This is a genomic window from Mesorhizobium sp. 113-3-9 (assembly GCF_016756515.1).
In the GTDB taxonomy this organism is placed as follows: domain Bacteria; phylum Pseudomonadota; class Alphaproteobacteria; order Rhizobiales; family Rhizobiaceae; genus Mesorhizobium.
In genome coordinates this window covers 2691420-2709765 of sequence record NZ_AP023246.1, presented here as the reverse complement: position 1 = coordinate 2709765, position 18346 = coordinate 2691420, and the positions used below count along the sequence as shown (strand labels likewise).

At 64.3% G+C, this 18346-nt stretch carries 17 protein-coding genes; 8 read left to right on the top strand and 9 right to left on the bottom strand.

Going from position 1 to position 18346, the window contains the following annotated elements; genetic code table 11:
- Positions 1–72 precede the first annotated feature (72 nt).
- Positions 73–1275: an MFS transporter gene (locus tag MesoLj_RS13135; protein ID WP_202326256.1), complete on the top strand. Its 1203-nt coding sequence runs from the start codon at positions 73–75 to the stop codon at positions 1273–1275.
- A 69-nt stretch (positions 1276–1344) separates the two neighbouring features.
- Here the strand turns inward: MesoLj_RS13135 and MesoLj_RS13130 are convergent, their stop codons facing one another.
- Together MesoLj_RS13130 and MesoLj_RS13125 are read right to left on the bottom strand one after the other, a co-directional pair.
- A complete protein-coding gene (locus MesoLj_RS13130; protein ID WP_202326255.1) occupies positions 1345–2478 on the bottom strand; it encodes an NAD(P)/FAD-dependent oxidoreductase in 1134 nt (377 codons plus the stop codon).
- A 35-nt stretch (positions 2479–2513) separates the two neighbouring features.
- The gene (locus tag MesoLj_RS13125; protein WP_202326254.1) at positions 2514–3182 is read right to left on the bottom strand and encodes a peroxiredoxin; all 669 of its coding nucleotides are present in this window, start codon (positions 3180–3182) and stop codon (positions 2514–2516) included.
- A gap of 140 nt (positions 3183–3322) precedes the next feature.
- Here MesoLj_RS13125 and MesoLj_RS13120 point away from each other — a divergent pair, with 140 nt between their 5' ends.
- Positions 3323–5029, top strand: a complete 1707-nt coding sequence (locus tag MesoLj_RS13120) for an AfsR/SARP family transcriptional regulator (protein ID WP_202326253.1) — start codon at positions 3323–3325, stop codon at positions 5027–5029.
- Between the two features lie 51 nt (positions 5030–5080).
- Here the strand turns inward: MesoLj_RS13120 and mocR are convergent, their stop codons facing one another.
- On the bottom strand, positions 5081–6550 hold the full coding sequence (gene mocR, locus MesoLj_RS13115) for a rhizopine catabolism transcriptional regulator MocR (protein WP_202326252.1): 1470 nt from the start codon (positions 6548–6550) through the stop codon (positions 5081–5083).
- A 107-nt stretch (positions 6551–6657) separates the two neighbouring features.
- On the opposite strand from mocR, the gene MesoLj_RS13110 reads away from it, so the two are divergent.
- The 5 genes from MesoLj_RS13110 (at position 6658) to MesoLj_RS13090 (ending at position 11678) form a co-directional block, all read left to right on the top strand.
- Positions 6658–7767, top strand: a complete 1110-nt coding sequence (locus tag MesoLj_RS13110) for a Gfo/Idh/MocA family protein (RefSeq protein ID WP_244735363.1) — start codon at positions 6658–6660, stop codon at positions 7765–7767.
- Positions 7764–8663, top strand: coding sequence for a myo-inosose-2 dehydratase (gene iolE / locus MesoLj_RS13105; RefSeq protein ID WP_202326250.1), 900 nt, complete (start codon positions 7764–7766; stop codon positions 8661–8663). Before MesoLj_RS13110 ends, iolE begins: the two co-directional genes overlap by 4 nt.
- A gap of 113 nt (positions 8664–8776) precedes the next feature.
- Complete coding sequence (locus MesoLj_RS13100) at positions 8777–9733, top strand: rhizopine catabolism ABC transporter substrate-binding protein (RefSeq protein WP_202326249.1); 957 nt, start codon at positions 8777–8779, stop codon at positions 9731–9733.
- Between the two features lie 53 nt (positions 9734–9786).
- Positions 9787–10884, top strand: a complete 1098-nt coding sequence (locus MesoLj_RS13095; RefSeq protein ID WP_056578534.1) for an ABC transporter permease — start codon at positions 9787–9789, stop codon at positions 10882–10884.
- The gene (locus MesoLj_RS13090; RefSeq protein WP_202326248.1) at positions 10884–11678 is read left to right on the top strand and encodes an ATP-binding cassette domain-containing protein; all 795 of its coding nucleotides are present in this window, start codon (positions 10884–10886) and stop codon (positions 11676–11678) included. Before MesoLj_RS13095 ends, MesoLj_RS13090 begins: the two co-directional genes overlap by 1 nt.
- A 72-nt stretch (positions 11679–11750) precedes the next feature.
- Here MesoLj_RS13090 and MesoLj_RS13085 read toward each other — a convergent pair whose 3' ends face one another.
- The 4 genes from MesoLj_RS13085 to MesoLj_RS13070 form a co-directional block, all read right to left on the bottom strand.
- Positions 11751–12332, bottom strand: coding sequence for a TetR/AcrR family transcriptional regulator (locus MesoLj_RS13085; RefSeq protein WP_202326247.1), 582 nt, complete (start codon positions 12330–12332; stop codon positions 11751–11753).
- A gap of 184 nt (positions 12333–12516) precedes the next feature.
- Entirely contained in the window at positions 12517–13104 is a 588-nt protein-coding gene (locus tag MesoLj_RS13080; RefSeq protein ID WP_202326246.1) for a DUF308 domain-containing protein, read from the bottom strand.
- A 116-nt stretch (positions 13105–13220) separates the two neighbouring features.
- Entirely contained in the window at positions 13221–14330 is a 1110-nt protein-coding gene (locus tag MesoLj_RS13075; protein WP_202326245.1) for a mandelate racemase/muconate lactonizing enzyme family protein, read from the bottom strand.
- Between the two features lie 20 nt (positions 14331–14350).
- Positions 14351–16789 carry a GcvT family protein gene (locus MesoLj_RS13070; protein ID WP_202326244.1) on the bottom strand — a complete coding sequence of 813 codons (2439 nt, stop codon included), beginning with the start codon at positions 16787–16789 and terminating at the stop codon, positions 14351–14353.
- Between the two features lie 203 nt (positions 16790–16992).
- Between MesoLj_RS13070 and MesoLj_RS13065 the strand changes: the two genes are divergently transcribed.
- Complete coding sequence (locus MesoLj_RS13065) at positions 16993–17715, top strand: Crp/Fnr family transcriptional regulator (protein WP_342215827.1); 723 nt, start codon at positions 16993–16995, stop codon at positions 17713–17715.
- Between the two features lie 30 nt (positions 17716–17745).
- Here the strand turns inward: MesoLj_RS13065 and MesoLj_RS13060 are convergent, their stop codons facing one another.
- Positions 17746–18189 (bottom strand): hemerythrin domain-containing protein, encoded by a 444-nt coding sequence (locus tag MesoLj_RS13060; RefSeq protein ID WP_244735361.1) that lies wholly within the window; start codon positions 18187–18189, stop codon positions 17746–17748.
- Positions 18190–18213: 24 nt separating this feature from the next.
- The gene (gene cydX / locus MesoLj_RS13055; protein ID WP_096449042.1) at positions 18214–18345 is read right to left on the bottom strand and encodes a cytochrome bd-I oxidase subunit CydX; all 132 of its coding nucleotides are present in this window, start codon (positions 18343–18345) and stop codon (positions 18214–18216) included.
- Position 18346 lies beyond the last annotated feature (1 nt).

The following is an 18346-nucleotide window of genomic DNA, read 5'->3' as shown; positions in this document are numbered from 1 at the left end:
GATCGGCCCCGACGGAAGCGTCCTTCGGACGCAAGCAGCGCTCGGCGCTGCGCTCTGGCATGGGAGATTTGCATGAACCTTTCCTATCGTTGGGTCATCGTCGCGGCAGGCGCGCTGATGTCCTGTGTCGCCATCGGCACGATGTTTTCGCTGGCGATTTTTCTTGAACCGATGGCACTCGACACACAGTGGTCGCGCGCCGGCATTTCGAGCGCCATGACGCTCAATTTCCTGGTCATGGGCCTTGGCGGCTTCGCCTGGGGTGCCATTTCGGACCGCTTCGGCGCCCGCCTCGTCGTGACGATCGGTGCCGTGCTGCTCGGGCTGGCGCTGGTGCTGGCCAGCCGCGCCGGCTCGCTCCTGACCTTCCAGATCACCTACGGTGTCCTCGTCGGACTTGCGGCCAGCGCCTTCTTCGCGCCGATGATCGCGCTGACCACGGGCTGGTTCGATACCCACCGCGGCCTCGCGGTTTCGCTGGTCTCGGCCGGCATGGGGGTTGCCCCGATGACGATCTCGCCCTTCGCCCGCTGGCTCATCTCGGCCTATGAATGGCGCGCCGCCATGTTCGACATCGGCATCATGGCCTGGGTGCTGCTGTTGCCGGCGGTGCTGTTGGTGCGCCAGCCGCCCAAGCCCGCTGTTGCCGATACGGGTTCCACGCCCGCCGCCGAGGGTGCGGGCATGAGCGTCGGCCAGGCATTGCGCTCGCCGCAGTTCATCGTGCTCGGGCTGACCTTTTTCGCCTGCTGCGCGGCCCATTCCGGCCCGATCTTCCATATGGTGAGCTATGCCATGCTGTGCGGCGTCGCGCCCATGGCGGCGGTCACGATCTACAGCGTCGAGGGTCTCGCCGGCCTGGGTGGCAGGCTTCTCTACGGCGTGCTGGCCGACCGGCTCGGCGTCAAGCCGGTGCTGGTCGCCGGCCTCGCGATCCAGGCGATCGTCATCGCCGCCTATCTCTCGATCAGCCAGCTCGACCAGTTCTATATGCTTGCCGTCATCTTCGGCGCCACCTATGGCGGCGTCATGCCGCTCTATGCCGTGCTGGCGCGCGAATATTTCGGCCAGCGCATCCTCGGCACCGTATTCGGCGCCGCCACCATGCTGTCCAGCCTCGGCATGGCCTTGGGACCGTTGGCCGGCGGCATGATATTCGACGCCTACGCCAGCTATCACTGGCTGTTCATCGGCTCGGCCCTGATCGGGCTCGGAGCGGCGGGCATAGCAATCGCCTTCCCGCCGCTGCCGCGACGGGAAGTGCAGATGGCCTGAAGCAACGGGACGGGCGGAGGTGACAAGTCATCGGCATCCGCCTTGGTCGGTCCCCGCCTTTGTCCAAGGTCAATGCCCGAACCAGCGGGCCTTGCGGCTGGAGCCGAAATTTACCTTGTCGACCCGCAAGGCCTCCGATGGTTCGTAGAAAGCACCGGTGGGTTTTGGACCAGAGAAGAAATCCACATCCACCCTGGCGATCCGGTTGGCACCGAACTCGATGTAGCAGGATCCCGCGCCCGGGTTCCTCGCCGTCGGTTCCTCATGGCGGAGCCTGGCGATCAGGTTCGCCGCAACGGTGCGCGCGGCGCCCTCGGCGAAGACCCCCGCCTTCGGCGCGCCCGTATTGGCCAGATCCCCCAAAGCGTAGACGCCGGGAAAGCGGGTTTCGAGTGTGCGCGGATCGATGGTGACCCAGCCGCCCTCGGTGATGCCGGCCTCGACGACGACATCGGGCGCGCGGTTCCGGGGCACGCCCAGGAACAGATCGCAGGGCAGTTCGCCGCCATTGTCGAGCGCCACAACCTTGCGGCCCTCGTCCACGGAAACCACGCGGGTGCTGGGGATGAAGGTGATGCCGCGATCGGCGAAGGCGGCCAGAAGCGCCTTTGACGTTTCGGGAGAAGGCGGCACCGGGCTCGACATCGAGTTCACATAGGTGATCTGGCAGTCGCCCCGGACGCCCCTCTCGGTCAGGTAGTCATGCAGCATCAAGGCGCATTCGCTGGGCGCGGGCGGGCATTTGTAAGGCGCGCCGCAAACACCGATCACGGCATGGCCGTGGGTGAAACCGGGCAGCACCTCGGCCATGTGGGCGGCGCCCGGAACCGAGTAGAATTCGTTGCGGCCGAGCGTGATGCCGGGTGTGGCCGAGACGTCATAGTCGGCGCCGAGAGCGATCACCAATATGTCCGCCTCGTGCACGCCTTTGTCCGTCGTCACGCGCCGCCGTTCCGGGTCGATGGCGGTGACGGTCTCGCGCTTCAACGTGACGCCGGCCTTGGCATAGTCGGCGTAAGGCAGCCGCACGGCCGCTTCGGTTGCGCGGCCGAACATCAGATCAAGCTTGGCAAAGCCGAACACGAAGGAATCCGACTTGTCGATCAGGGTGACAGCAATGCTGTCACCCAAAGCTTCGGACAAGGACGTGCTGAGCTCGAGCCCGCCGAAACCGGCGCCAAGGATAAGGATACGGGTTTTCATGGGTAACCTCCTGTTGCCTGGGCCTCGAGCAAGGCTCAGGCGTTGCCGCGAGGCTGCGGGACGATACGGATATATGGCTTGGGTTGCTTCCAGCCTTCGGGATAGAGCACCTTGGCTTCATCGTTCGAAACCGAACCCGCGATGATCACGTCGTCGCCCTGCCGCCAGTTCACCGGCGTGGCGACGCGATGCTTGGCGGTCAGTTGCATGGAGTCGACCACACGCAGGATCTCGTCGAAGTTTCGCCCGGTGGTCATCGGATAGGCGATCATCAGCTTGATCTTCTTGTCGGGCCCAATGACGTAGACATGGCGCACCGTCTGGTTATCGGCCGCCGTACGCCCTTCGGCGCTGTCGCCGGCCGTGGCGGGCAGCATGTCGTAGAGCTTGGCAACGGCCAGCATCGGGTCGCCTATCATCGGGAAATTCGGCGCGTGCCCCTGGGTCTCGGCAATGTCATCAGCCCATCCGGAATGACGTTCGACCGGATCGACGGAGAGCCCGATGATCTTGACGCCACGCTTGTCGAACTCGGGCTTCAGCTTGGCCATGTAACCGAGTTCGGTCGTGCAGACCGGGGTAAAGTCCTTGGGATGGGAAAACAGGATTCCCCAGGATGTACCCAGCCATTCGTGGAAGTTGATCGGGCCCTGTGTGGTCTCGGCGGTGAAATCGGGCGCGGTGTCGGCGATACGAAGAGACATTTGATCCTCCTGTGAGTGGTCGGAATTGACTACGGGTGCAGCTTAGGCAACCTATGTTCCGCCAGCGTTCCCCGCCCCACAGGTGCTTGTGACGGCCGATTTCGGGCGTGCGGGCCTCGCATCCTGGAAGGGGCTTTCGATTGCGTGTCCGAATTCAATTGCTTGGCGGCTTCAGCGTCAGTCTGGGCGATCAGCTCATCCCGGCCACGGCGTGGCGGCGGGACCGTGGCGCGGCACTGGTGAAGCTGCTGGCCGTCACCCGCTCCCACCGCATTCACCGCGAACAGGTGATGGAGGCGTTCTGGCCGGATCTCGATCCCGAGGCCGCGGGTGCCAACCTGCGCAAGGCCATCCATTTTGCCCGCCGCGCGCTTGGCGCCAATGACCTCATCGAGCAGACGGCCGATGTCATCGCGCTCGCCCCCGCTGGCGATCTCGAAATCGATGTCGATGCATTCGAGGCCGCCGCCAGGCTTGCCTTGCGCGGCGAAGATCCCGCCGCCTGCGAAGCTGCCGCCGATCTCTATTTGGGAGACCTGCTGCCGGACGATCCCTATGTCGACTGGTTCGAAACGCCCCGCCAGGCCCTGCGTCAGCGCTATGCCGAGGTGCTGCGGGCCGGCAAGCTCTGGCAGCGCCTGATCGGGCTGGACCCGGCCGACGAGCAGGCGCAATGCGCCCTGATGCAGGCGGCGCTCGACGCCGGCAACCGGGCCGAAGCGATCAGGCTGTTCAATCAGCTGAGCGAGTGCCTGCGGATCGACCTCGGCGTCGGCCCCGGCGCGCAGACTGTGAAGCTCTACGAAAAGGCGCTTGCCGTGCCCTCTATCGACCCTGTCGGCCTGAGCGACCGCATCCGCGCCTCGCTGGCCTGGGGCCTGCTGCACCTGCAAAGCGGCGACTTCGCCAGGGCCGGCCAGGTTGGCCGGGAAACCCGCGAACTGGCCATGGGCGCGGGGTTGGCCCGCGAGGTTGGCGAGGCCAGCGCCCTGATCGGCCTAGTGGCCCACATGCAGGGCCAGTGGCGCGAACTGTTCAGGGCGGAGTTCATCGAATGGGTCCGCTCCAAGCCAGCCTTCGTCTCCAACGTTTTTGACGGGCATCTGTGCCTGGCCGAATTCTGCCTCTGCAGTGCCAAGGGCCACCACGACATCGCCGCCTCCGCCCGAGAACTCCTGTCGGTGGCCGAGGGCGCCGGCTCGGTCGCCGGGCGCGGCCTCGCCTCGCTCGTGCTGGGCGAAGCAGCGCTCTTCTCGGGCCAGTTGGCCGAGGCCGAACGCATGTTGACGGAGGCCGAAAGACTCTACGCGCAGGTGGGAGCCGTGGCCGGCCGAGTACTGGCGCTCCAGCGCCTGACGGAACTCGCGCTTGCCCGCCGCCAGAAATGGCAGGCGGGCCGGTTGATCCACCGCGCCACCACCCTTGCCCATTCTTCCTGGCTGGCGCCGCACCTGCTGATCAGCCTGAAAGGGCTCGAGGTTCGCGCCGCCGCCACCTCCCAGAGGATCGCCGAGACCATTCGGGAAGGTGACCGCATGCTGTCATCGGGCTGCAATTGCCAGCCTTGCTCGATGACGTTTCGCACCGCGGCCGCGATGGCCCTGGCCGAGGCTGGCGAGATCGAACAGGTCAACCGCCGGCTCGACGAGGCTGAGCGGGTCGCCGGCATGTGGAACGGCGGCCCCTGGGTGGCTGCCGTCTGGGAAGCGCGCGGCGTGCAGCGCCGGGCCGAGCGTAACGAAACCAGGGCCGTGGCGGCATTTGAAGAAGCGGCCTCGCGCTTTGCCGCGCTTGGCAGGCCGATCGACGAGGTGCGCTGTCGGGCACGGATGGCAAATCCGGGCTAGCATCGCCCAACAGCACGATTCCATCTTGAAAAATCGAATAATCCCAGTGGCTTAACCCGGATTGTTCATTCGCGAAAAATAACTTTGCAGCACCGCGCGAAACTTCTGCATCGTCTTTTCGGTGGTCTGCGCATCGGCCGCCGCGAAGCCCATGACAAGACCGTTCTGCTCCGTGCCATGACGGTACTGGATCGACAGCGCCGAGACGTTGATGCCTTGCTGGAGGGCTGCCTCGGCAACCGCCCTGTCGCTGCATCTTCCGCGGAAAATCCCGACGACCTGGATGCCGGATTCGGTCGTGTGGAAATCCAGCCATTCCCCGAGATGCCTTTGCGCGCTTTCCAGGAAGAACTGCCGCCTCTCCGCGTAGAGGCGCCGCATGCGCCTGAGATGACGGGTGAAATGCCCCTCATTCATGAAATCCGCGAGCGCGGCCTGGGTTAGCAAGGGGGCGAACTGGCCGCTGACGCTGAGCGCCGAGACGATCGTGTGATCGATCGCCTTGGGCGCCACCATGAAGCCGAGGCGCATGGCCGGGAAGAGGATCTTGGCGAAGGTCCCGACATACACCACGCGGTTTGACGCGCCGATGCCTTGCAGCGCCGGGATAGGCTGTCCCTGAAACCGGTACTCGCCGTCATAGTCGTCCTCGATGATCCACGAGCGCCAGGTCTCGGCCATGTGCAGCAGATTGAGCCGCTGTTCCATCGGCATGGTCATGCCGAGCGGGTGATGGCATGAGGGTGTCACGAAAATCATGCGCGGAATGACAGGCGGTGGATCGAGGTTCCAGCCTGCATTGCTGACGCGCAGCGGCGCCAGTTTCGCCCCGGCCGAGACAAAGGCCGAACCGGCGCCATAATATCCCGGCTCCTCCATCCATACCGTGTCGCCCTCATCGATCAGCAACCGGGCCAGCAGATCGAAAGCCGACTGGGCGCCATTGGTCACCACGATCTGCTCGGCGGTGCACTTCACGCCCCGCGAGGCGGTAAGGTAGCGTGCTATCGCCTCGCAAAGCGGCGGATAGCCTTTGACGTGATAGGTGCCGAAAAGATCGATATGCGCGAATTTGGCGCGGCGGCTGAGCAGTTTCGACCAGGTGTTGAACGGAAAATTGTCCGGATCCGGCATGCCGGGATGAAAGGCGAGCATTCCCGGCCGGCCATGATGATAGGGTTGGGCGAGCATCGTCTGCCCGCGCAACGATAACGGATTGGCATCCTCGACGGACACATGTTCCGCCGCCACTGAACGGGTCGGCAGGTCCATGACCACCGAGGGCCTGCGTGGCCGTATGGCCAGGTAGCCCTCCAGCGCGAGCTGGTCGCAAGCGGCAATCACCGTGTTGCGCCCCACATTCAGGTCCCGCGCCATGACCCGTGTCGAGGGCAGCGCGTGGCCGCTCGGCAGCACACGCCGTTCGATCAGTCCGCGCAACTGGACATAGAGCTGCCGGTGCAGATTTGTGGGACTGTCGCGATCGAGCGCAATGCCGTCGATGGGAAAACTGGTCTTCATCTGGTTCCCAAAAATCAATGGAATCTGGTTCTAACAATGGAACCAAAGGCGTCCTAGGCTCAAGAAAAAAAGCGTTCGGATTCAGATGGGGCTGGCCGATGCAGTGCATGAAAGTGGGAGTGATCGGGGCGGGCGGTGTCGCCCAGGTCGAGCACATACCGAACCTGCTCAAGCTGCACCGGCAGTTCAAGATCGTTGGCGTCTACGATCCGTCGCGCAAGGTCCGTGCCTTCGTCGGCGAGGAATTCGGCCTCGAGACATTCCCTGATCTCGACGCGCTTCTCGCGATGCCGCTCGATGCCGTGGTCATCGCCTCGCCGGACGCGCTGCACCGCGAACAGAGTCTCGCCGCCTTCGCCCGGGGGCTGCATGTCTTCTGCGAAAAGCCGCTTTGCTACAGCGCCGCGGACATCGACGAATTGATCGCCGCCAGGGATCGCGCCGGAAAGGTGCTCCAAGTCGGCTACATGAAGCGTTTCGACCCGAGCTACGAGGCGGCGCTGAAAATGCTGCCGGGCACGGCGCGGACGCTTCGCTACATTTCGGTCGAGGTCAACGATCCCGACGCCTGGCCCTTCATCCGGCACACCTCCACTTGCCGGGGTGACGACGTCGCGGAGGGGTTGGTTGCCTCGACCGAAGCCAGGCAGCGTGAGCAGGTGGACCGCGCGGTGCCCGGCATCAGTGATCCCGACGCCTTTCGCGGCTTTGTCGGCGCCTATTGTTCCTCGATCGTCCATGACGTGAACGCCGTCCATGGGCTGCTCGATGCGCTCGGCGTCGCCGACGGCGAAATTGTCGGCGCCTCGCTTTTCGCCAGAGGCGAAGGCGGCCAGGGCACTGTCCGGCTGCTCGACGGCCAGGCGCTGTGGACCATGGCGCATGTCGCCGTTCCGAGGCTGCCCGATTATCGCGAGCGCATCACGCTCTACTTCGACGACGCCTCGCTCGAATTGGAATTCCCCTCGCCCTATCTCAACCACCAGCCGACGCGGCTGACGGTTCGCACCGGCAGCGGGCATACGCTTTCCAGCGCGGACATCCGCAGCGGCTACCAGGAGGCGTTCGTCGAGGAGTTGAAAGGCTTCTGGTCTGCGATCGTCGAAGGCACGCCCGTGCGCAACACCGCCGAGCATGCCCGCCGCGACATGACGCTGCTGGCCGGCCTCGCCCGCCATCACCTTGCCCAGTCGAAGCAATCAGGAGTTCGCCCGTGAAGGTTCGCATCGGCATCAATCCGATCACCTGGACCAATGACGACGTGCCGGAACTCGGCGGCGACACGCCGCTGGAAGTGTGTCTCGCCGAAACCAGGCAGGCCGGCTATTCCGGCACCGAGCTTGGCGGGAAGTTTCCGCGCCAGTCGGCCGATCTGAAGCCGATCATGCAGCGCCATGGCCTTGCGGTGATTTCCGGCTGGTATGATGGCCGCTGCGACGAGAAGGATGTCGGCGCGGAGATGGATGCCATCACGCCGCATCTCCAGCTTTTGAAGGACATGGGCGCCACCCATGTCGTCTATGCCGACACCTCGCGCGGGCGCCACAACGCCATCTGGGGGCCGATCTCGCAGCGCCCTGCGCTCAGCCCGGACGAATGGCCGGCCTATGGCCGCAAGCTGACTGTACTTGCTGAAAGAATGTCGGATTTCGGCGTGCGCATGGCCTTTCACCACCACATGGGAACCATCGTCGAGACCGATGCCGAGGTCGGCCTGTTGATGCGCCACACCGGGCAAGCGGTCGGCCTGCTCTACGACACCGGCCATTCCATCTTTTCGGGCGGCGACCCGCTGGCCCTGGTCAAGGCCCATGTCAAACGCATCGTGCATGTGCATTGCAAGGACGCACGCAAACCCGTGCTTGATCGAGCCCGCGCCGAGGACATGAGTTTCATGGATGCGGTCATGGAAGGGATCTTCACCGTTCCCGGCGACGGCTTCATCGACTATCCCGCCATTTTGCGCGTGCTGGCCGACAATGATTACAGCGGCTGGCTGGTCGTCGAGGCTGAGCAGGATCCCAGCAAGGCCAATCCGCTGACTTATGCGACAATGGGCTTCCAGAACCTGTCGCGCATGGCGAAGGGAGCCGGATTTACCGTCATCGAATGATTGGGGCCGCGTGCGGCCCCCAGGGAACCAGTGCTGAGGAATGGAACTGGAATAAAGGGGCAACTGGAACCGTCGACCGTAATTGCGGCGGCGGAAAACAAACAGGAGGTTCTATGTTTTCGCTTGCGAAATTAATAAAGCCTGCGCTCGGCCTGATGGCCGGCTTCACGATGATGGCGGCGGCCACGACCCTAGCGGCCGCCGACGAGACGCGCGTGGTGTTCGTCACCCATGGCCAGAGCGGCGATCCCTACTGGTCGGTGGTCAAGAACGGCATGGACGATGCCGCCAAGACCCTGGGCGTCAAGGCCGAATACCTGGCGCCTGAAACCTTCGACATGGCCAAGATGGCGCAGATGATCGACGCCATCACGGCCTCGAAGCCTGACGGCATGGTTGTCTCGATCCCCGATGCGGCCGCCCTTTCGACGCCGGTCAAGAACGCGGTCGCCGCCGGCATCCCGGTGATCGTCATCGATTCCGGCGGCTCGAAGCTGACCCATGACCTTGGCGGCTTGCTGTTCATGGGGCAGGATGAATTCCAGGCGGGCGTCATGGCCGGCGAGCGCATCAAGGCGCTCGGCCTCACCAAGGCGGTCTGCGCCAACCACGAGGTCGGCAATTCGAGCCTTGACGATCGCTGCGCCGGCTTTGCCAAGGGTCTGGGCGTCGACGTTCCGGTGATGAACGGCGTCATCGACCCGACCGAAATGAAGAACCGCGTGATCGCCTACATGACCGCTCATGCCGACACACAGTTTATCCTCGCCGTCGGCGCCAGCGGTGCCGAACCGACACTGGCCGCCCTTGATGAAATGGGCCTCTCGGGCAAGGTGAAGACCGGCACGTTCGATCTCTCGCCCACGATCCTGCAGGCCGTCGTCGCCGGCAAGATGGAATGGGGCATCGACGCCCAGCAATATGCCATGGGCTATATCCCGGTCGCGATGTTCGACCTCTGGAAGAAGTACAAGATCATGCCGATCGCCGACTATCCGACCGGCCCCGGCTTCGTCACCAAGGACACCGCCGCCTCGGTTATCGAGCTGTCGAAACTCGGCAAGCGCTGACACTGGCGGCCGGGGCTTCGCTCCGGCCGTCGCATTCTTGAGGTAAAGCAGTCATGGTTTCAGAGATTCGCGACGAGCGGGTCCGGTCCGTGTCACGCCTGAGCCGCCTGTTGAGCAGGCCGGAACTTGGCGCGGCGGCCGGTACCGTGCTGGTCTTCGTGTTCTTCGCCGTCACGGCGGGAAGCTCGGGACTTTTCAGTGCCAAGGGCATCGTCAACTTCCTCGAAGTCTCGGCCCAGCTTGGCATTCTCGCCGCACCCGTGGCCCTGCTGATGATCGCCGGCGAGTTCGACCTGTCGGTCGGCTCGATGATCGGCTTTGCCGGCATCCTCATCGCCATCCCTTCGGTGTTCTGGGGCTGGCCGATCTGGCTTTCGCTGCTGTTCACCTTCGCCGTCTGCGGCGGCATCGGCGCGCTAAACGGGCTCGCCGTCGTCAGGACCGGCCTGCCCTCCTTCATCGTGACGCTCGGCAGCCTGTTCATGCTGCGCGGCCTCACGCTTGGCCTCACGCGCGGCATCTCAGGCCGAACCCAGGTCTCCGGAGTGCATGAGCTGGCGTTGCACGATCCGCTCAACAGCCTGTTCTCGGGACAGGTGTTCTCCGGTCTGATCGCCTGGCTTTCCGACATCGGCCTGATCGGCAAGCGGGCCGACGGCCTGCCCTCGATATCAGGCATTCCGGTGTCGATCGTGTGGTGGATCGTGCTGACACTGGCCTGCACCTGGCTCTTGACGCGCAGCCGCTTCGGCAACTGGATCTTCGCCGCCGGCGGGGAAGCCAATGCCGCGCGCAATCTCGGCGTGCCTGTGGCGCGCACCAAGATCACGCTGTTCGTCATGACGGCACTCGCGGCGGCCCTGTTCGCGGCGATCCAGGTGCTGGTCACGGGCTCGGCCGACACGCTGCGCGGCACGCAGAAGGAGTTCGAGGCCATCATCGCCGTCGTCATCGGCGGCACGCTGCTCACCGGCGGCTATGGATCGGCCATCGGCGCCATGTTCGGCGCCCTGATCTTCGGCGTGGTACAGATGGGCATCTTCTACACCGGCATCGATACGGACTGGTTCAAGCTGTTCATGGGCGCCATGATGGTCATCGCGGTGCTGTTCAACAGCTATGTGCGCAACCGCGCCATGAGGAGCCGGTGATGGCCGAGCCCTATGTCGAACTGAAATCGGTCAGCAAATATTTCGGCTCGGTCGTGGCACTCAAGGACGTGTCCTTCGATGTCTGCCCCGGCGAGGTGCATTGCCTGCTCGGCGACAATGGCGCCGGCAAGTCGACGCTGATCAAGACGCTGTCAGGCGTCTACACGCCGGACGAAGGCGAGATCCGCGTCCAGGGCAAGCCGACACGGTTCGCCTCGCCCGCCGATACGCGCGACAGCGGCATCGCAACGGTCTACCAGGACCTGGCGCTGGTGCCGCTGATGAGCGTGGCGCGCAACTTCTTCCTCGGGCGCGAACCGATGCGCAAGTTCGGGCCGATCAGCCAGTTCGACTCCGACTTCGCCAACCGCACGGCCTATGACGAGATGTCGGCCATGGGGATCCAGCTGCGCGATCCCGAACAGCCCGTCGGCACGCTGTCGGGCGGCGAACGGCAATGCCTGGCCATTGCGCGTGCCGTCTATTTCGGCGCCAAGGTGCTGATCCTCGACGAGCCGACATCGGCGCTGGGGGTCCATCAGGCATCCGTGGTCCTGAAGCTCATCGTGCAGTCCAAGGCGCGCGGCATCGGCGTCATCTTCATTTCCCACAACGTCCATCACGCCTATGTCGTGGGCGACCGCTTCACGCTCTTGAAGCGTGGCCGGAGCACCGGCACCTACGCCAAGGGCGAAATCAACCGCGACCAGCTGCTCAACCTGATGGCCGGCGGCAAGGAACTGGTGGACCTGGAACAGGAACTGGCGAAGTCGGCCAAGAACGGTACGGCTTGAGGCGCGGCGCGCCTTGCAGGCAACGAAATGGCGCATGACTGCCCAGCGGCTCGAAGCCCTTGGCGCCAGCCGTCACGCGCGGATGCGACGAAAAAGCGTTTCCACAATCACGTCGAAGCGTTCCGGATCATCAAACGCCCGGGCCGCAAGCATGGCCCCGTATACGGTCGCCATGAATGCTTGTGCCTCGACGTCGGGGGATGCCTCGAGACGCACCGCCCCCTGCTCCACACCGAGTTCGAACAACCGCTCCAGCCATCTGCCGAGATCGGTGAAATGGCCGCGAACGGAAAGCGCCACCTCTTCGGGTAGACCCGGCAATTCGGCGGCCAGCACGGCAGCCAGGCAAAAGGGAGCGGACTGGTCCTTGATACAGCGTTCCCAATACCCGGTGTAGAACCGCAGCTGATCCATCGCGACCGGCGAGCCTTCGTCCAGCGCCGCGAGCTGAGCCCGGATACCGGCACGCGCTTGTTCGACAACGGCCACCACCAGATCGACTTTCGACGGAAAGTGATGGTGAATGCTGGCCTTGCGGATGCCAAAGCGCTCCGACAGATCAGCATAGCTGAAGCCGTTGTAGCCAACACGCATGATGAGCTGGGCGGCTCCGCCAACCAACTTGCCCGCGGTGTCACTGAGTGCGATGTTCATTGTCTACCTTCCAATAGGTCGAGGTAGGAAATTTTGCCGACCCTTGCAAGATTTGTCCGATTGGCGGGCCAAGGGCGCGCCAATCCTTTCGACAGGAAATGCGCCGCCTCTCATGAAGACGGCGCATGACCGGTCAGTGGGAAAAGCAGGGCAGGATGTCGAACGGCTCCTTCAAGGGCGCACCTTAGCTGGCGGTTCGCGGTGACTTGCGAAGGATGTCGCTGACCGTCAGCCATACCGCCGACACCAGGAAGTAGAATGCGCCAAACGCGGCATAGGGTGCGACATTCGTGATGCCGATATCTTCAATGCCCCCGGCCATCTTGACGAAAAAGAGGCCCGCCAACGCCGATTGGGCGCCGCTCAGGATCATCGCCCATTGCGCGCCATTGGTCTTCCAGCGCCGCACCGCGGTAATCAGTTGAAATACGCCGGACAGCACGGCCCAGACGCCATAGACCGCGAGCACTGTGTTCATGCTCCTGGTGAGCGCGACAGCGGCCGCCAGGGTGGTAAGCGCGCTGATGACAAAGTTCAGCAACTGTGACTTGTTGCGGCTCAGCCCGCCCGTGCGCTGGGCATCGAGGAAGTTCGCCAGGGCGTCCCAGGCGGGATACGCTACCAGCATGATCGCGGCCAGCGGCGGCATGGTCCTGGCGACGGTGAAGGCCAGTGCGACCCATGCCGCGGAGACGGCGAACCGCACAAAATAATAACTTTTGAGCCATGTGTTCGAAGCTTGAGCGAGGGTGTCGGTTTTTTGAGAAGGCATGCTTGTTTGTCCAATGCTGGTTGATGATGTCTACCTACTAGAAGGTAGACAGACCGGAGTCAACAAGCAAGATCGGCTGAATGCGAGCCATGTCGGCAGCGGCAACCGCCCCCTGGTCAGGCTCCGTATGTGGCGATCGGCTGGCCGAACATGCCGGGCTCGGGCTTCACGCCGAGGCCCGGCCGCTGCGGCACGGCGATATGCCCTTCGCGAATGACGACCGGATTGCCAGGGTCGAAATGCCCATCGATATACTCCTGGGCGATCCATGCGCCTTCCATGCGGCGCGGCTCGACGGTCGCCGCGAGATGGACGCAGGCCGCCGCGATGATGTCGCCTCCCCAGGCATCGTCGCAGCTGTGCGGCAGCGAGCGGATGGCGCAAAGGTCGCGCACGGTCGTCATCTTGGTGAGGCCGCCAAGGCGGGTAACCTTGAAGCCGAAACCATCCGCAATGCCCAGCGAGATCGCCCGCAGCACCGCGTTCTGGTCCTCGGTGCTCTCGTCGAGATAGACCGGATGTGTCACGCGGCCCTTCAGCGTCGCGACCTCGTCCATCGTGTTGCAGGGCTGTTCGAGGACGAACGGGATCGCCTGGCAGAGCCTGTCGAGGTGGATTGCCGCGGCCGCCGTCAGGCCTCTGTTGCCGTCCACCGCGATGCGCGCCTTGTAGCCGACCGCTTCCCAGACCTTGTGGACAGTGGCCACGTCCTCTTCGAGATTACGCCCGGAAATCTTGACCTGCAGACGCGGATAGCCTGCCCTCACCTTGTCGGCCGCGATCCTGGCCGTTTCATCGGGCGGGCCGACGATCAGCGAATAGTAGGCCGGCACGCGATCCGTGAGCGCACCGCCCAGAAGCGTCGACACCGGCACGCCGAGCTTCTGGCCGAGGAGGTCGAGAAAGGCCATGTCGAACGCGGCCTTGGCGTAGCCGTGCCCGTTCAGGCGCTCATCCATCCGCTTCGCCAGAAGCCTGATCGAGGCAATCTCCGCACCGATCAGACCTGGGGCAATTTCGGCGATCGCGGCGCGGGCGCCGAGCGCGTGATGCGGCTGGTAGACCGGCCCGATCGGACAGGTCTCTCCCCAGCCGGTCAGGCCGTCATCCGTCACGATCTCGACCAGGGTACTGTCCAGCGACTTTACGTCGTCGCTGGCCATCCGGTAGGCGCCGCCCTTGACGGGCAACTGCGCCGTGTAGACGTTGATCCGGTCGATGCGCATCTTCGCTCAGCCCTTGCCGATCAACTGCGCGCCCTGGCCGAGTTGGGGTCGTAGGGCGAGTCCGCGATCACCTCGGCGACCTTCCATTCGCCCAGGATCGCCACGTCGAGCTTGGTGCCGGGCTTGCCGAGGCGCTCGGGCAACAGCGCCAGCGCAACATCATGCCCGAGCGTATAGCCATAGCCGCCCGATGTGATGCGCCCAACGAGATCGCCGTCGATGTAGAGGCCCTCGTTGGCAAGCGTGCTGGCGCCGTCGGTCTCTATTCTGAGCGTCACCGATCGGCGCTGGTCGTTACGATCCTTGTATTTCAGCACCGCCTCGCGGCCGACGAAATCGCCCTTGTCGAGGCGGATAAACCGCTCTAGCCCGCTCTCCAGCGCGTTGAGCTCGGGATTCATGTCGCGGTACATGGCGCGGTAGGATTTCTCCAGCCGCAGCGATTCCAGCGCATGCAGCCCGACGAGCCGCATGCCGTGTTTCTCGCCCTCACTCAGGATCGCATCGAGCAATTGCCGCTGGTAGGCCATGGGATGATAGAGCTCCCATCCGAGCTCGCCTTCGTAGTTGACGCGCAGCATCCGCACGTCGCTGGCAAGCGCCACGCTGCCGGTCTTCACGCCGAACCAAGGAAAGGCGGCGTTCGACAGGTCGATCTCGGTGAGCGCCTGCAGCACATCTCGCGCCTTCGGCCCGACGACCGTGAAGCAGCCGCGCTCATTGGTGACGTTCTTCAGGCTGACACCGCCGTCGGCGGGCAGCAGCTTTGAGAGATCGTCGAAATTCCAGCGCTCCGCGCGCGGCGTCGAGATGAGATAGAAGCCGTCGTCCGTGAGGCGCGCCACCATGTATTCCGCCTGCACCCCGCCCGCAGGGGTGAGGTGATGCGCCAGGACAGCCCTGCCGACTGCTGGCAGGCGGTTGGCAAGGATCCCGTCGAGCCAGGCGGCCGCGTTTGGTCCCGAGACCTCGAACTTGGTCATCGGCGTCATCTCGACCAGGCCGACGGCATTGCGCACGGCCTGCACTTCCTCGCCGACGAAAACGCCCTTGGCGGTCCAGCGCCAGCTATACTGGTCCTTGGTCTCGACGCCCTTGGGCGCGAACCAGTTGGGCATCTCCCAGCCGTTGAGCACGCCCCAGACCGCGCCCAACTCGCTCAGCCGCGCATAGGATGGCGCTGTCTTCTGCGGCCGGGCGGCAGGCATGTCCTGTCCGGGATATTTCTGCTCCGCATGCGTGCCCCAGGCCTCGCGGACTTTCTCGCGCGTCCAGGCCTTGTTGGTGTAGTCGCCGAAGCGGCGAGGATCCAAGTCCGAGGTGTCGAGGCTGTTGCCGCCCTCGACGATCCGCTCCGACAGATAGTAACCGATCGTGCCGCCCCACAGGATGCCGCCCGGCACGCCCTCGGCCAGCCACACATTGGGCAAGCCCCAGGCCGGGCCCATCAGCGGAAGCTCGTCCGCCGTCATCTGGAAGGGGCCGCGGACATTGGCCTTGATGCCGGCGCGTCCCAGTGACGGCACAAGTTGCGTTGCCTGCTCCCAGTTCCATGACACCGCCTCGAAATCCTCTTCGACGAGGTCGGCGCCGAACCAGGCGGGAACGCCATCCTCGGCAAATAGCTTGAGGTGTTCGGTCCGCTCATAGGGCCCGAACATGAAGCCGTCGCCCTCCTCGCGCAGATAGCCCTCAAAACCTTCGTCGCGCAGGATCGGCATTTCCGCCCGTCCCTGCTTTTTGCGCTCCACGACCTCCGGCACCGGCTCGGTGATCCAGTACTGGTGCAGGATCGGGATGGCGGGGATCTCGAGGCCGAGCAGCGCGCCGGTCTGGCGCGCGTAATTGCCGGTCGCGCAGACCACATGCTCGCAGGTGATGTCGCCTTTGTTCGTCTGGACCCGCCATTCGCCGCCCGCGGTCCGCTGAAAGCCGGTGACCTCCGTGTTCAGGTAGATCTTGGCGCCCAGATCCCGCGCGCCCTTGGCCATGGCATGGGTCACGTCGGCCGGCGCGATATGGCCGTCATCGGGATGATAGAGCGCACCGAGCATATGCTTGTTGTCGAGAAGCGGGCACAGCGCCCTCGCCTCCGCCGGCGACAGCAGATGCGCCCGCATGCCCTGAACGTCGGCGACGCTCATATAGCTCTTGTATTCGTCGAGCCGGTCCCTGGAATTGGCGATGCGCAGCTGGCCGCATTTGTGCCATCCGACAGGCTGCCCGGTCTCGGCCTCCAGCCCTTCATAGATCTCGATGGTCTTGTTGATCATCCGGCCGATATTGATGTTGCGGGCGTAGGATGGGACGAGGCCCGCCGCATGCCAGGTCGAGCCGGCCGTCAGTTGCGTGCGTTCGAGCAGCGCGACGTCGGTCCAGCCGCGCTTTGCCAGGCCGTAAAGGATGCCCGCGCCGACGCACCCGCCGCCAACAATCACCACCCGCGCATGTGTCTGCATCGATCCACCAAATCCCTGGCATTTTCAAAGAACCATCGTCGAGGCTACAGGCGGCGAAAGCCCCTGTAACGTCTTCAAAAACTGGGGATGATGATAAGCTGGATTTATGCAGCTGGGTCCTTTCGATAGCGCATATGCGCCGTCGCTAAAGTCCTTGCCCATGCGTTGCCGCTGCCGGCTGGTAACACTATAGATGTACCATCGTGCGCGAAGACATTCATACGAAGGGCATTCCTGTTCTCTGCGTTTCATGCGAAGCGCGGCATCGCGGCATTTGCGGCGCCCTCACCCCCGATCAGCTTGTCGTCCTGTCCAGGTCGACGAAACGGCACAAGGCGGAGACCGGCAAGGAATTGATGAGCGACGCCGGAAGCGTCGACCGGTTCTCGAACGTTCTTTCCGGTGCCGTGAAGCTTACCAAGACGCTGTCCGACGGCCGCCAGCAGATCGTCGGTCTGCAGTTCGCTCCTGATTTCCTGGGCAGGCCGTTCCAGGCCGAGAGCACATTGACCGCGGAAGCCGCGACCAATGTCGAGCTGTGCTCTTTTCCGCGCCAGACGCTGGAGCGGATGTTGAAAGAACAACCCGATCTCGAGCATCGGCTGCTCGAACAGAAATTGCGCGAACTCGACCAGGCGCGCGACTGGATGGTGGCGCTCGGCCGCAAGACCGCCGCCGAGAAGATCGCGAGCTTCCTGTTGATGATCGCGCGCAACATCGATCCGGCCGCTGGCCCGGAACACCGCGCCGCCGCTTTCGACCTGCCGCTGTCGCGCGCCGAGATCGCGGATTTCCTCGGCCTGACCATCGAAACGGTGAGCCGGCAATTGACCAGGCTGCGGGGCGACAACGTCATTCGCATCGACAACAACCGTCACATTGTCGTCGGCGACCTCGCGCGCCTGGCAGCGCGTTCCGGGGACTGATCGCCGCCCGAACGCGATGCGATGAAGCGCTCAGCGCTGCCCGAGAATCCCCGGCAGCACATGGTCGCGCTCGAAGGCGATATGGCGCCGCATGGATTCGAACAGCGCGCGCAGCATGTAGCCGAGCGCCTCGGGGTTCTCGATAGGCCTCCCGTGGCCATGCGCAAGCAGGACCTCACTGAGATCAGCCGCCGCGCAGTCGTCCTCCAGATGCTCCATCTTGAGCCGCGCGACGATGTCTTCCCCACCCTGGAGCCGCGCGAAGGCGGGGAAGACGGTCTCTTCCTCGAAGCGATGGCACTCTCGCAGCACCGGCAACAGATCGGCCGCCACGGCAAGGCACTGGAAGCGGTCGACGCGCGACGGCAGGTCGTCGGCGATACCTTCAAGCATGTGACAGAGCGCAAGCATCCGCACATGCGCCCGCTTCATGTCCGCCGGCCCGCGCAGCGGCCCGAGATAAGACTCGCTCATGATGCCTCCTCCATCACGGCGGGCTCAAGGCGTGGGCAGGGCGACGGTGTCCTTGGCGGGCTCCTCGCGGACGGTGCGCAGCTCATACCAGAGCGCATTGAGGATGCCGACGGAAGCGGCCAGTCCGAGGCCGAGGATCCAGGCAAAATACCACATG

Coding starts and splice junctions, on each gene's coding strand:
- MesoLj_RS13130 (WP_202326255.1), bottom strand. CDS start 2,478: ATGAAAACCCGTATCCTTATCCTTGGCGCCGGTTTCGGCGGGCTCGAG.
- MesoLj_RS13070 (WP_202326244.1), bottom strand. CDS start 16,789: ATGCAGACACATGCGCGGGTGGTGATTGTTGGCGGCGGGTGCGTCGGC.
- MesoLj_RS13060 (WP_244735361.1), bottom strand. CDS start 18,189: ATGAGCGAGTCTTATCTCGGGCCGCTGCGCGGGCCGGCGGACATGAAG.
- MesoLj_RS13075 (WP_202326245.1), bottom strand. CDS start 14,330: ATGCGCATCGACCGGATCAACGTCTACACGGCGCAGTTGCCCGTCAAG.
- MesoLj_RS13095 (WP_056578534.1), top strand. CDS start 9,787: ATGGTTTCAGAGATTCGCGACGAGCGGGTCCGGTCCGTGTCACGCCTG.
- MesoLj_RS13135 (WP_202326256.1), top strand. CDS start 73: ATGAACCTTTCCTATCGTTGGGTCATCGTCGCGGCAGGCGCGCTGATG.
- MesoLj_RS13125 (WP_202326254.1), bottom strand. CDS start 3,182: ATGTCTCTTCGTATCGCCGACACCGCGCCCGATTTCACCGCCGAGACC.
- MesoLj_RS13080 (WP_202326246.1), bottom strand. CDS start 13,104: ATGCCTTCTCAAAAAACCGACACCCTCGCTCAAGCTTCGAACACATGG.
- MesoLj_RS13090 (WP_202326248.1), top strand. CDS start 10,884: ATGGCCGAGCCCTATGTCGAACTGAAATCGGTCAGCAAATATTTCGGC.
- MesoLj_RS13110 (WP_244735363.1), top strand. CDS start 6,658: ATGAAAGTGGGAGTGATCGGGGCGGGCGGTGTCGCCCAGGTCGAGCAC.
- MesoLj_RS13085 (WP_202326247.1), bottom strand. CDS start 12,332: ATGAACATCGCACTCAGTGACACCGCGGGCAAGTTGGTTGGCGGAGCC.
- MesoLj_RS13100 (WP_202326249.1), top strand. CDS start 8,777: ATGTTTTCGCTTGCGAAATTAATAAAGCCTGCGCTCGGCCTGATGGCC.
- mocR (WP_202326252.1), bottom strand. CDS start 6,550: ATGAAGACCAGTTTTCCCATCGACGGCATTGCGCTCGATCGCGACAGT.
- cydX (WP_096449042.1), bottom strand. CDS start 18,345: ATGTGGTATTTTGCCTGGATCCTCGGCCTCGGACTGGCCGCTTCCGTC.